The following is an 11,736-nucleotide window of genomic DNA, read 5'->3' on the forward strand; positions in this document are numbered from 1 at the left end:
GCATGATCATCGCCGTCGATGGGCCGGCCGCGTCGGGCAAGGGAACGATCGCGCGCGCTCTGGCGGCGCATTATGGCCTGCCGCATCTTGATACCGGGCTGCTCTATCGCGCCGTGGGCGTGTCGGTGGCGCGTGCCGGCGGCAATCCGGATGATCCGGACGATGCTCTCGCCGCCTGTGACTTTCCCGATGAGCTGCTGGCGGATCCGGAATTGCGGTCCGAGGAAGCCGGTCCGCTGGCGAGCCGTGCCTCGCGCCACCCCGGCGTGCGTGCCGCCTTGCTCGAGCGCCAGCGCGCCTTTGCCGCCCAGCCCGGCGGCGCGGTGCTCGATGGGCGCGATATCGGCACGGTCATCGCGCCCGATGCCGACGCGAAGCTTTTCGTCACCGCCAGCGTCGCCGTCCGTGCTCGCCGCCGTCATGCCGAGCTGGCGGCGGAGTCGCTGGAAAGCGTCGCCGCCGAGATTGCGGCCCGTGACAAGCGCGACATGGAGCGCGCCGATGCGCCGCTCAAGCAGGCCGAGGATGCGGACTTGCTCGATACGAGCGATTTGAGTATAGGCGCGGCCGTTCAGCGCGCGATCGCGCTGGTGGAAGCTCGGCTGCAGGATCGCGCATAGGCGACCCGGACGAGGCGCTTCGCTATTGCGCGGCGGCCTTTTGCTTTTCTTAAAGCTATTGGTTCCATCGGCTCCCGCACGCCGGATGCTCGGCCGGCATGAGGCCGTCCGGGCAGTTTGGCCAAAGACCACCGGAGACAACCGGTTGGCCAGCAACGACGTTGAAGGAACCTATTCATGGCCTCTACGGCAAACCCCACGCGCGACGATTTCGCTGCGCTTCTCAATGAATCACTCGGCGGTGCGGACGGCGGCTTCGAAGGCCGCGTCGTCAAGGGCACCGTGACTGCGATCGAGAACGACATGGTCGTGATCGACGTCGGCCTCAAGAGCGAGGGCCGCGTTGCCCTGCGCGAGTTCGCCGCCCCCGGCCAGAAGGCCGAGCTGAGCGTCGGCGATGAAGTCGAGGTCTATGTCGATCGCGTCGAGAACAGCAATGGCGAGGCCATGCTGTCGCGCGATCGTGCGCGTCGCGAAGCCGCCTGGGACAAGCTCGAGAGCGAGTTCTCCGAGAATGCCCGTGTCGAAGGCGTCATCTTCGGTCGCGTCAAGGGCGGCTTCACCGTCGATCTGGACGGCGCCGTGGCGTTCCTGCCCGGCTCGCAGGTCGATATCCGTCCGGTGCGCGACGTCACGCCGCTCATGGACATTCCCCAGCCCTTCCAGATCCTCAAGATGGATCGTCGCCGCGGCAATATCGTCGTGTCGCGTCGCGCCATCCTCGAGGAAACCCGTGCCGAGCAGCGCAGCGGCCTGATCCAGACGCTGGCCGAAGGTCAGATCATCGACGGCGTCGTCAAGAACATCACCGATTATGGTGCGTTCGTCGACCTCGGCGGCATCGATGGCCTGCTGCACGTCACGGATCTCAGCTACAAGCGCATCAATCACCCGAGCGAAATGATCGGCATCGGCGACACCGTGAAGGTGCAGATCATCCGCATCAATCGCGACACGCAGCGCATCAGCCTCGGCATGAAGCAGCTCGAGAGCGATCCGTGGGAAGGCGCTTCCGCCAAGTATCCGGTCGGCGCGAAGCTCTCGGGCCGCGTGACGAACATCACCGAATATGGCGCATTCGTCGAGCTGGAGCCGGGTATCGAAGGTCTGGTCCACGTCTCCGAGATGAGCTGGACCAAGAAGAACGTCCATCCGGGCAAGATCGTCTCCACCTCGCAGGAAGTGGACGTCATCGTGCTCGAGGTCGATGCCGACAAGCGCCGCATCAGCCTGGGCCTCAAGCAAGCCATCTCCAATCCTTGGGACAGCTTCGCCGAGCGCCACCCGGTCGGCTCTACCGTCGAGGGCGAAGTCAAGAACGCGACCGAGTTCGGCCTGTTCATCGGCCTCGATGGCGATGTCGACGGCATGGTCCACATGTCGGATATCGCCTGGGGCATCTCGGGTGAGGATGCGCTCAACCTGCATCGCAAGGGCGAAATGGTCACGGCCATCGTGCTCGACGTCGATGTCGAGAAGGAGCGCATCAGCCTCGGCATGAAGCAGCTCGAGAAGGGTGCGCCCGCGGCCGGCGCAGGCCGTTCGGGCGGCGCGGGCGTGAACAAGAACGAGACGGTCACCGTCACCGTTCTCGAAGTTCGCGACGGCGGCCTCGAAGTCCAGGCCGGCGATGACGGCGTGACCGGCTTCATCAAGCGCAGCGACCTCGGCCGCGACCGCGACGAGCAGCGCCCCGACCGCTTCCAGGTCGGTCAGAAGTTCGACGCGCTGGTGATCGGTTTCGACCGCTCCAAGAAGCCGAACTTCTCGGTCAAGGCCCTGCAGATCGCCGAAGAGAAGGCGGCCGTCGCGCAATACGGCTCGTCCGACAGCGGCGCGTCGCTTGGCGACATTCTGGGCGAGGCGCTCAAGGCCAAGAACTGATCGCTCTTGCAAGTCAAAAGCAACAGTTGACAAAAATTTCCGGGCCGGTCGATCCAGTATCGATCGGCCCGTTTCATTATGCCCAGGCAGCGCGATTCCGCTTGATTTGGGCCTTGTCTGTGGCAAATCGCGTTAATCACGAGAGCGTAAAATTTGGGGTAATCAGAGCGCTATCGTCGATAAAGGGGCAGGCTTCGGCCTTATCGGAAAGATCGAAGAGATGATTCGTTCGCAGCTCGTGCAGAAACTCGCCATGCTTCATCCTGACCTGAGCGTTCAGGAGGTCGATCGCATCGTCGATATCGTGTTCGATTCCATCGGCGGCCGCCTGGCCGACGGCGGCCGCGTCGAGCTTCGCGGTTTCGGCGCATTCACGACTCGTTCGCGCGGAGGCCGCACGGGCCGTAACCCGCGCACCGGCGCAGCAGTGGTCGTCCCGGCCAAGCGGGTGCCGCACTTCAAGCCCGGCAAGGAAATGCGGGTTCGTCTCAACGCGAGCTGAGCGTGACGGGCGTGCGGGGTGCGCGCCTGTTGCCAAGGCTCTGGCACCGAACGAAACGCCATGGCATGGACCACTGGCGTGGTTCGGCGCGCATGCGGACGTGGCGAAATCGGTAGACGCAGCAGACTTAAAATCTGCTTCTCCCTGAGAGTGCGGGTTCAAGTCCCGCCGTCCGCACCAGCTATCCGATGGAGATCGCGGACGACATGGGCACCCGGCCCCGCAAATCGAGCAAGCCGCGTTGGGCAGGGCTGACCGCCGCTCTGCTCATGCTGTCAGGATGCAATGTCGGGCAGGATGACGGCCCCATCGAGGTCGATGTCATCGGCCAGGCCGAACAGGCCGCCAATCCCCTGCGCGACAGCAATCCGCCGGCGGCCAAGGCCGTCCTGGGTGCGACAGCGCAAGGTCTTCTGAGCTATGACGCGCGCGGCGAGGTCGTGGACGCGCTGGCCGAAAGCTGGATCGTCGCCGACGAGGGCCAGAGCTACATCTTCCGGCTCAAGCGCCTGACCTGGCCGAACGGCGAAACGGTCAAGGCAGAAGAGGTCGCGAGGCTTCTGCGCGAGCGAATGCGCGCAAATCCGCTTTCCATGGCCGGGCTCAAGCCTGACGTGCGCGCAATGACCGACCGGGTGATCGAGATCCGGCTCCGCGCGGCCTTGCCCGCCTTCCTGCAATTGCTGGCACAGCCCCAATTCGGCATCCTGACCCGCGCGGGCGGGACCGGACCTTTTCGCCAGGCGCGCTATGGTGATGTCCTGATGCTGACTCCCGTTCCTCGTTCGACAGTCCCTGTCGAGGAGCAGGAGGTTGTGGCCGGGGAGCAGCGCGCGCTGCGCGCCAGCAGGGCGTCGCTGGCCCTCGTCCGCTTCAAGCAAGGCGATGCCGATCTCGTGATCGGGGGGCGTTTCCCCCACCTTCCGCTGATCGGCGCAGTGGGCATCGAAGCGAATGCCGTGCGTGTCGATCCAGTCGCAGGGCTTCTCGGACTGGGCATTACCGGGACTTCGGATTTCCTCGATGACGTGTCGGTCCGCGATGCACTGGCGCGCGTGATCGATCGCGCGGCGCTCGCGGAAACATGGAATGTGCAGGGCTGGCGGACAGCCGAATATCCCCTGCCCGCGCCGCTCGGGATCAATCGCCAGCCGAGCGCTCCGGCCTGGACGGGGCGGCCGATCACGGAACGTATCGAGTCCGCGCGCGACGTGATCGCGCGGTGGCGCGCGGCGAATGGCGAGCCGCCGATGCTACGGATCGCCTTGCCGGAAGGACCAGGTGCCTCCTTGTTGTTCATCCGTCTTGCGCAGGATTTCGGCCAGCTTGGACTGCGCGTGGACCGGGTCGCGCAACGCGAGCGGGCCGATCTGGTCCTGATCGACGAAGTCGCCCCGTTCGATAGCGCGCTCTGGTATCTGAGCCGTCTTGACTGCGCGGCCGGCTTGCGCTGCGATCCCGAGGCATCCGCTTTGCTTGCCGAAGCCCGGCAGGCGGGCGATCCGGCCATTCAGGCCGAACGCCTGACGGAAGCGGAAGGTCGCGTCGTGGCGCATGTCGGCTATATTCCGCTCGGCCAGCCCATTCGCTGGGCCTTGGCGGACCGGCGCCTGACTGGCCTGCAGCTTTCGCCACGGGGCATCCATCCATTGAACAGGCTCATCGCCATTCCCAACTAGGGAGAGGCCGGGCGGATTGCCGGCGTCGAAGAAGGATCGCTTTTGCCGATGGCAGGCCAGAACAACCCGCGTTTCGATGAGATGATGGCACAGCTCGATCGCATGCCTGGCATGGGCCGCGATCCGCAGTCCGTGCGCCAACGTGTCGAGATGATGGAGCATATGCTCGAAAATGCGTTCGTTGTGCCCGGTACGCGCTTCCGCGTCGGTCTGGATGCCGTTCTGGGCGTCTTGCCGGTGCTGGGCGACCTGATATCGGCGGCGATGGGCGCGTGGATCGTCTGGGAGGCGCGCAATCTCGGCATGTCGCGCTGGCAATTGCTGCGGATGAGCGCGAATGTCGGCATCGACACCGCGATCGGTGCCATCCCGCTGGTCGGCGACGCCTTTGATCTCGTCTTCCGATCGAACAGCCGCAATCTGCGGATCATCCGCAAGCATCTCGACCGCCATCATCCGCAGACGGCGATCATCGACGGCTGAGATCAGAGGCGGATGCGGATCGCTCTGGTCGGCGACGGGGCCGGCCGATCGTCCGCCCCACAGACCGCGAAGCGCTGACGACGGTCGAGGCAGATCTGAACTTCCTCCAGCCAGCCATCCCGCGTTGTCCGTATCTTGATGCTGCGCGCGGACAATGCGCGTCCATTGGCCGAAACCATGGCTGCCGTCAGGCTGCCGACGGTAAGACCATCGCGGCGTGCGAGCGCCAGCGTGTCCGGAAACCGCAACCGGCCGTAGGCGGCCCGCGCCTGATCGAAATAGGCCTCCGGCTTCCGCGCCATGCAAGTACCGTGCTTCGCCCATTCATGCTGCATAAGGTTCGCAGACGGTGTCGCGCACAAATTGCTGCGCAGCACGGCCGCGGAAAGCGGTGCTGCCGGCCTACAATATTGCGGCCAGCTACCGTTGCGGCCTTGTGGCCAGAGGCCGTGAAGAATGAACCCAAAACGATTGTTTTCACATTGGAAACGATCGGGATTTCGGGCGCGGGCACAATGCTGCGGCGACCAGCTGAGCGCGAGAATATAGCCATCGATGGGAACGATCCGCCGCGCAGCATCGGGCCGCGCATTGCCGTTCAAGGTGGGCAATCGGTCGGGCAATTGACAGGCCGTGAGTTGCGCTTGAGCAGGCGTCGCCGTCAGCAGCGCAACGGCGAGGAGCGCGCGCAGCCGCACGTCATTCATGCGTGAAATCAAGCCCGATATCTGCCGCTGGCGCCGACTGCGTCAGCCGCCCGACACTGATATAGTCCACCCCGGTTTCGGCCACGGCGCGGATCGTATCGAGTCGAATGCCGCCTGAAGCTTCGGTCGGCACCCGCTTGCCGACCAGCGTGACGGCGCCGCGCAGCACCTCGGGCGTCATATTGTCGAGCAGCAGATGCGTCGCGCCTGCCGCGATCGCCGGCTCGATTTGATCGACCCGGTCGACCTCGACGATGATGCGGGCAATGCCTGCCGCTCTTGCAGCACCCACTGCCTGGCCGATCGATCCGGCAACCGCGATATGATTGTCCTTGATCATGGCCGCATCCCAGAGACCCATGCGGTGGTTCTGCGCGCCGCCCATGCGCGTCGCATATTTTTCAAGCACACGCAGGCCGGGGATGGTTTTGCGCGTATCGAGCAAGATCGCGCCCGTACCGGCGATCTTGTCGACATAGCTGCGCGTCATCATCGCGATTCCCGAGAGATGCTGCACCGTGTTGAGCGCCGATCGCTCTGCCGTCAGCATGGCGCGGGCCTGGCCACGCAGGCGCATCAGATCGGTCCCGGCGGGGACCTGATCGCCTTCGCTCACCAGCACATCGATCTTCACATCTGGATCGAGCGCCCGGAAGAACGCCTCGGCAATCGGCAGGCCCGCGACCGTGACGGCATCCCGGCTGTCCATCACGCCGGTGAAGAGCGCGCTCGCCGGGATCACGCTTTCCGACGTTACATCGCGGCCGCCATCGCCCAGCGGTCCGCCAAGATCCTCCGCCAGCGTCGATGCGACGAAGGCATCGAGATCGAAGCCCTCCAGCGAGAACGGCGCGGTCACAATCACTTGCCCTCCCCCATCAGTTCGCGCTTCAGGAAGGCCTGCAGCATTGCCGCGCGGACGGCATCCTCCGCATGATCGGCGCCGACCGAGTGGCCGCCTTCCATATATTCGTGATAATAGACGGTCTGGCCGTAGTCCTTGAGCTTCGCCGCCAGCTTGCGGGCATGGCCGGGATGCACGCGGTCATCCTTGGTCGAGAGGTAGAAGAAGACCGGCGGGTAATGCACGCCCTTCTTCACATTCTGATAGGGCGAATAGAGCTTCATGAACGCCCAGTCGGCGGGCACGTCCGGATCGCCATATTCGGCCATCCAGGAGGCACCCGCGAGCAGCTTGGAATAACGCTTCATGTCATGCAGCGGCGATCCGGAGATGACCGCGCCATAGAGATCGGGGCGCTGCGTCATCGCCGCGCCTACCAGAACGCCGCCATTGGAGCGGCCGGAAATGCCGATCTTGCCCTTGATACTGATCCCCGCCTTGATGAGATCCTCGGCCACGGCATGAAGATCGTCGAAGCTGTTCTGCCGCTTCTCGCGCAGCGCCGCCTCATGCCAGGCTGGGCCGTACTCTCCGCCGCCGCGGATATTGGCCAACACATAGGCGCCGCCATCCTCGACCCAGAACAGGCCCATGGGACCGGCGCGATAAGGCTGTCCGGTCATATAGCCCGGCGTCTGCGCCGCGCGGAAACCGCCATAAGCGTGGATGATCGCGGGCACTGCTCCGGTGACACTCTTCTTGCGCACCAGGAAATAGGGCACGCGGGTGCCGTCCTTCGAGATCGCGAAACGCTGTTCGACCTTGAACTGGCTGGCATCGAAGCGTGCGGGCAGGCTCTGGACCTTGCTCGGCGTGCCGTTGGCAGACACCGCCATCAGCGCCGGGGGCTCCAGCATCGTCTCGACGGTGGCGAAGGCGACGTCCTGCTTCCCCGCGCCGCCCAGCAAATGAACGGTGGCATTAGGCGCCAGCGCCACGGCCCTGTTCGACCAACTGCCTTTTGCGTCACGCCGCAGGGCGAGCAGCTTGCCCGATACGTCGTCCAGCACCTTCACCCACAGGACATTATCGGTGGCGCTCACATCCTCGATCGCCTGGCTCTTCGAGGGCGTGAAGACGGGTTCGGGCTGCACCGTTTTCCCGGCCGCGATATCGGGCAGCGAATAGGAGACGAGAGACCCTGCCGGGACGCTGCCGAGCGCCTTGTTGAGGAAGACGATCATGCGACCGCCGATCACGTCTCGCATGTCGGCGCTCTCGGGCACCGGTGTGCGCACGAAACGGCCGTCGGCAGCGCGCAGATACTTCTCGCTATTGTAGAAATCGGTGGCGCGATAGGCGAACACCCAGCGCCGGTCGCCATCCTGCGTCCCGCCGCCTTGCACACTCACATCCTCGGCCTTGCCTTCCAGCACCGTCTTCGCCGCCGAAAGCAGCGTGCCGCGCGTCCATTGCTTGAGGATGCGCGCATAGCCGGAACTGGTCATCGAGCCGGCGCCGTAATCCGTCCCGACGAGCAGCGTGTTCGCGTCGATCCAGGCGACGTTGCTCTTGGCCTCGGGGACGACAAAGCCGTCCGTCACGAAGCTGCGGCTGTCCATGTCCCACTCGCGCACGACATCCGCATCGGTGCCGCCCGGCGACACGGAAATGAGGCAGCGCTTGTACGACGGCGCAAGGCAATCGGCACCATGCCAGACCCAGCTCTTGCCCTCGGTCTTGCCGAGCGCATCGACGTCGATCAGCGTCGTCCAGACCGGCTTTCCGGCCAGATAGGCATCGAGCGGCGTGGAGCGCCAGAGGCCGCGCGGATTCTTCGCGTCGCGCCAGAGATTGACCACGCGGTCGCCCATGACCTCGTCCGGCGTCGCGATCTGCGCCTCATCGTCGAGAATGGCGCGAGCCCGGGCGCGGTCCTGTTCGAAATCCGGCATGGCGCGGATGATCTTGTCGGTTTCCGCATTCCAGCTCTGCACTTGCGCGAGCGCCTTCGGCCCTTCGATCTCTTCCAGCCAGAGGAAGGGATCGTCCTTGTCGTCCGAGGTCTGGGCGACGAGCGCGGTGCCGGCGACGCCAAGCGCGACAGCAACGAAAGCGAAGCGCACGACTCCGCCGGAAATGATCTTCTTCATGGCCTTGGCCTAGCTGGCCGGAAAGCCCGCTTCAACCGGGGCGATGAGGCGAGCGCTTAGGGACGCGCCCCGACATCGCCTTTGCCGACCGTTCCGCTGGCCATGTCGAGCATGCGCTGGAGGCTGCGATGGGCGGCGACACGCAGGTCCTCGTCCATCTCGATGCGCGGCTGCAGGTCACGCAGGGAGAGGTACAGCTTCTCCATCGTGTTGAGCGCCATATAGGGGCAGACATTGCAGTTGCAGTTGCCGTCCGCGCCGGGCGCGCCGATGAACTGCTTCTCCGGCACCGCCTTTTCCATCTGGTGGATGATGTGCGGCTCGGTCGCGACGATCAGCGTGTCGCTGCTCATTGTCTTGGCGAACTGGAGGATGCCGCTGGTCGAGCCGACATAATCGGCATGATCGACGATATAGGGCGGGCATTCCGGATGCGCGGCGATAGGCGCGCCGGGATGCTGCGCCTTGAGCTTGATGAGCTCGGTTTCGCTGAAGCTCTCATGCACGATGCAGACGCCTGGCCAGAGCAACATCTCGCGCCCGAATTTGCGCGCCAGATAGCCGCCCAGATGCTTGTCAGGGCCGAAGATGATCTTCTGATCGGCAGGAAGCTGGCTGATGATCGTTTCGGCCGACGAGCTGGTGACGATGATGTCGCTGAGCGCCTTCACCTCGGCCGAGCAATTGATGTAGCTGAGCGCGATATGATCCGGGTGCGCCTCGCGGAACGCCTTGAACTGCGCGGGCGGGCAGCTGTCCTCGAGGCTGCAGCCGGCATCCATATCGGGCAGCACAACTATCTTCTCGGGCGAAAGGATTTTCGCCGTCTCGGCCATGAAGCGCACGCCGCAGAAGGCGATCACATCGGCATCGGTCTCGGCCGCCTTGCGCGAAAGCTCGAGGCTGTCGCCCACGAAATCGGCGAGGTCCTGAATCTGCGGCTTCTGGTAATAATGCGCGAGGATGACCGCGTTGCGCTCCTTGCGCAGCCGGTTGATCTCGGCGAGCGGGTCCAGCCCCGCAAGGCTCCCGCCAATCCCGCCACGTGCATCCATCACCGAATCTCCCGTCTCTATGCCGGGGAGATGGCCCTAGAGGGGCGTCCGATCAAGGCGCAAGAAAGTCGGGCGGCAAATAGGCCTTCATGTCGCGCTCGGCGCCCGGCGTCCCCGCCACGACATCGCGGGTGATCGATATGCCAAGATCGCTATAGGCGACGACATCCGCGAGCAGCTGGCTGCCGGCGAGGAAAGCGAAACCCCAGAGCCAGGCAGGATGCACACGGCCGGAACGGCGCTTGTCCGCGATGATGCCGATGAGGATGAAGATCGAGGGCACCGCGACAGACGCAATCCACCAGCCCCAGGGAATGAAAAACGGCATTGGCAGTAGCCGGCCAAAGCCGGGACCGGTCATGCAGGCCATGGCGCAGCACATCAGCCGTCGATGCCAGTCACTCCGCTGGCGGACGATCAGCGCCCAGGTCACGATGCAGGCGAACGCGACCATGCCGAGCGAATTGCCGAACAGAAACTCGTTCATGTCGAAGAAGAAGGGGCCGCCCGTCGCTTGCAGAGATCGGATCGTCAAAGCGATGCCAAGGCCGACCATCGTCGGCATCCACGCCAGAGCGAGAACGCCGAGACTGCGATGGAGACGCACGTTTCCGGTCGCTACGAGGGCGTTCTGAGTCACGTAAAGGACCACCCATCCGAAGAACACGAAGGCATGGACGTGATAAAGGAGCGGCACGCCGAAAGTCGAACGGCCGCTCGCGAGATTGAACGTGAAACCGGCGACAATGACCAGCGCCATTGCAATCGCCATCTTGAAGAAGAAGCTGCGTTCCCGCTCGATCGCGGACTTTGGGCTCGGCGCTATCGTCGCCATGGTCTCACCCCCTGAGCCATTGTCGATGAGCGAAGGTGATCCCTATTGCCGCAAGCGTCAAGGGCGACTTCAGCTCGCCAGCGACCAATGCCCTTCGGTCGCCCGCTCGACCAGTGCGCGTCCATCGAGGTCGATGAGATGCGCGAGCACCGAGCGCCCGGCGGCGCCATGCAAGCGCGGGTCCAGACCGACATACATGACGGCGACCATCTCCGGGATCGTCGAGGCGCCTTGCCGATCCAGGAAGCGCAGGATCTGCCCTTCCCGCATCTTGCGATGGCCGAGCATGCCGCGGGCGAAGCGCTGAGGTTCCTTGATCGGCTCGCCATGCGCCGGATAGTAGATCGCGTCCTTGCGGCCGACGAGCCGCTCCAGCGAAACCAGATAGTCGGTCATGTCCCCATCGGGCGGCGAAACGACGCTGGTCGACCAGCCCATGACATGATCGCCGGTGAAGAGCGCACGCTCCTCCTCAAGCGCGAAGCAGAGATGATTGGACGTGTGGCCGGGCGTTGCAACGGCGGTGAGCGTCCAGCCCGTCCCGCCGATCGTCTCTCCGTCCGTCAGCACGCGATCCGGCGTATAGTCGAAATCGAAGGAGGCGTCGGCGCGGGGACCGTCATCGTTCAGAGCCAGCGGTGCGCAGCCGATAATCGGTGCGCCCGTGAGCCTGGCGAGCGGTCGCGTGGCCGGGCTGTGATCGCGGTGTGTGTGCGTGCAGACGATGGCGACGACGGGCCGGCCATCGATAGCCTGCATCAGCGCGTCGAGATGACGCTCGTCATCCGGGCCGGGATCGATGACGGCGAGATCGCTCTCGCCGATCAGATAGCTCTGCGTGCCTTGATAAGTGAAGGGCGAGGGATTGGGCGCGAGCACACGGCGGACGAGCGGTGAGAGCCGCATGGCGACGCCGGTGTCGGAAGAAAGCTGGGGAGCAGGCTGGGCCATGCTCCCCATGTGTCACTCGGTTC

12 protein-coding genes and 1 tRNA gene are annotated in these 11,736 nt (G+C 64.6%); 7 read left to right on the top strand and 6 right to left on the bottom strand.

What is annotated here, in order from left to right; translation table 11 throughout:
* Positions 1 to 2: 2 nt before the first annotated feature.
* The 6 genes from KM135_RS12935 to KM135_RS12960 all read left to right on the top strand — a co-directional run bounded on the left by KM135_RS12935 (position 3) and on the right by KM135_RS12960 (position 5,168).
* Positions 3 to 620 carry a (d)CMP kinase gene (locus KM135_RS12935; protein WP_221714434.1) on the top strand — a complete coding sequence of 206 codons (618 nt, stop codon included), beginning with the start codon at positions 3 to 5 and terminating at the stop codon, positions 618 to 620.
* Between the two features lie 177 nt (positions 621 to 797).
* Positions 798 to 2,504 carry a 30S ribosomal protein S1 gene (gene rpsA / locus KM135_RS12940; protein WP_221714435.1) on the top strand — a complete coding sequence of 569 codons (1,707 nt, stop codon included), beginning with the start codon at positions 798 to 800 and terminating at the stop codon, positions 2,502 to 2,504.
* 220 nt (positions 2,505 to 2,724) lie between these two features.
* Entirely contained in the window at positions 2,725 to 3,006 is a 282-nt protein-coding gene (locus tag KM135_RS12945; RefSeq protein WP_221714436.1) for an HU family DNA-binding protein, read from the top strand.
* A gap of 94 nt (positions 3,007 to 3,100) precedes the next feature.
* Positions 3,101 to 3,186, top strand: a tRNA-Leu gene (locus tag KM135_RS12950).
* 26 nt (positions 3,187 to 3,212) lie between these two features.
* Complete coding sequence (locus KM135_RS12955; protein ID WP_221714437.1) at positions 3,213 to 4,685, top strand: ABC transporter substrate-binding protein; 1,473 nt, start codon at positions 3,213 to 3,215, stop codon at positions 4,683 to 4,685.
* A gap of 48 nt (positions 4,686 to 4,733) precedes the next feature.
* Complete coding sequence (locus tag KM135_RS12960; protein ID WP_221714438.1) at positions 4,734 to 5,168, top strand: DUF4112 domain-containing protein; 435 nt, start codon at positions 4,734 to 4,736, stop codon at positions 5,166 to 5,168.
* A gap of 2 nt (positions 5,169 to 5,170) precedes the next feature.
* Here the strand turns inward: KM135_RS12960 and KM135_RS12965 are convergent, their stop codons facing one another.
* Positions 5,171 to 5,734, bottom strand: a complete 564-nt coding sequence (locus tag KM135_RS12965; RefSeq protein WP_343228190.1) for a ribonuclease T2 — start codon at positions 5,732 to 5,734, stop codon at positions 5,171 to 5,173.
* Between KM135_RS12965 and KM135_RS20150 the strand changes: the two genes are divergently transcribed.
* Positions 5,618 to 5,881 carry a hypothetical protein gene (locus KM135_RS20150; protein WP_343228191.1) on the top strand — a complete coding sequence of 88 codons (264 nt, stop codon included), beginning with the start codon at positions 5,618 to 5,620 and terminating at the stop codon, positions 5,879 to 5,881. The genes KM135_RS12965 and KM135_RS20150 overlap by 117 nt on opposite strands.
* On the opposite strand, the gene nadC is transcribed toward KM135_RS20150, so the two are convergent.
* From nadC to KM135_RS12990, 5 genes are all read right to left on the bottom strand, one after another.
* Complete coding sequence (nadC, locus tag KM135_RS12970; RefSeq protein ID WP_221714500.1) at positions 5,868 to 6,734, bottom strand: carboxylating nicotinate-nucleotide diphosphorylase; 867 nt, start codon at positions 6,732 to 6,734, stop codon at positions 5,868 to 5,870. The two genes, KM135_RS20150 and nadC, sit on opposite strands and share 14 nt — an antisense overlap.
* Before the next feature lie 2 nt (positions 6,735 to 6,736).
* Positions 6,737 to 8,872: a prolyl oligopeptidase family serine peptidase gene (locus tag KM135_RS12975; RefSeq protein WP_221714440.1), complete on the bottom strand. Its 2,136-nt coding sequence runs from the start codon at positions 8,870 to 8,872 to the stop codon at positions 6,737 to 6,739.
* Positions 8,873 to 8,928: 56 nt separating this feature from the next.
* Positions 8,929 to 9,927 carry a quinolinate synthase NadA gene (gene nadA, locus KM135_RS12980; protein ID WP_221714501.1) on the bottom strand — a complete coding sequence of 333 codons (999 nt, stop codon included), beginning with the start codon at positions 9,925 to 9,927 and terminating at the stop codon, positions 8,929 to 8,931.
* Positions 9,928 to 9,979: 52 nt separating this feature from the next.
* On the bottom strand, positions 9,980 to 10,762 hold the full coding sequence (locus KM135_RS12985; RefSeq protein WP_221714441.1) for a hypothetical protein: 783 nt from the start codon (positions 10,760 to 10,762) through the stop codon (positions 9,980 to 9,982).
* Positions 10,763 to 10,831: 69 nt separating this feature from the next.
* Positions 10,832 to 11,713: an MBL fold metallo-hydrolase gene (locus tag KM135_RS12990; protein ID WP_221714442.1), complete on the bottom strand. Its 882-nt coding sequence runs from the start codon at positions 11,711 to 11,713 to the stop codon at positions 10,832 to 10,834.
* Positions 11,714 to 11,736: the final 23 nt, after the last annotated feature.

Source organism: Sphingobium xanthum (assembly GCF_019737615.1).
Lineage (GTDB): Bacteria > Pseudomonadota > Alphaproteobacteria > Sphingomonadales > Sphingomonadaceae > Sphingobium > Sphingobium xanthum.

Excerpts from the sequence above, each read along its gene's own strand:
- KM135_RS12935 (WP_221714434.1), top strand. The coding sequence starts at position 3 with ATGATCATCGCCGTCGATGGGCCGGCCGCGTCGGGCAAGGGAACGATC.
- rpsA (WP_221714435.1), top strand. The coding sequence starts at position 798 with ATGGCCTCTACGGCAAACCCCACGCGCGACGATTTCGCTGCGCTTCTC.
- KM135_RS12945 (WP_221714436.1), top strand. The coding sequence starts at position 2,725 with ATGATTCGTTCGCAGCTCGTGCAGAAACTCGCCATGCTTCATCCTGAC.
- KM135_RS12955 (WP_221714437.1), top strand. The coding sequence starts at position 3,213 with ATGGGCACCCGGCCCCGCAAATCGAGCAAGCCGCGTTGGGCAGGGCTG.
- KM135_RS12960 (WP_221714438.1), top strand. The coding sequence starts at position 4,734 with ATGGCAGGCCAGAACAACCCGCGTTTCGATGAGATGATGGCACAGCTC.
- KM135_RS12975 (WP_221714440.1), bottom strand. The coding sequence starts at position 8,872 with ATGAAGAAGATCATTTCCGGCGGAGTCGTGCGCTTCGCTTTCGTTGCT.
- nadA (WP_221714501.1), bottom strand. The coding sequence starts at position 9,927 with ATGGATGCACGTGGCGGGATTGGCGGGAGCCTTGCGGGGCTGGACCCG.
- KM135_RS12985 (WP_221714441.1), bottom strand. The coding sequence starts at position 10,762 with ATGGCGACGATAGCGCCGAGCCCAAAGTCCGCGATCGAGCGGGAACGC.
- KM135_RS12990 (WP_221714442.1), bottom strand. The coding sequence starts at position 11,713 with ATGGCCCAGCCTGCTCCCCAGCTTTCTTCCGACACCGGCGTCGCCATG.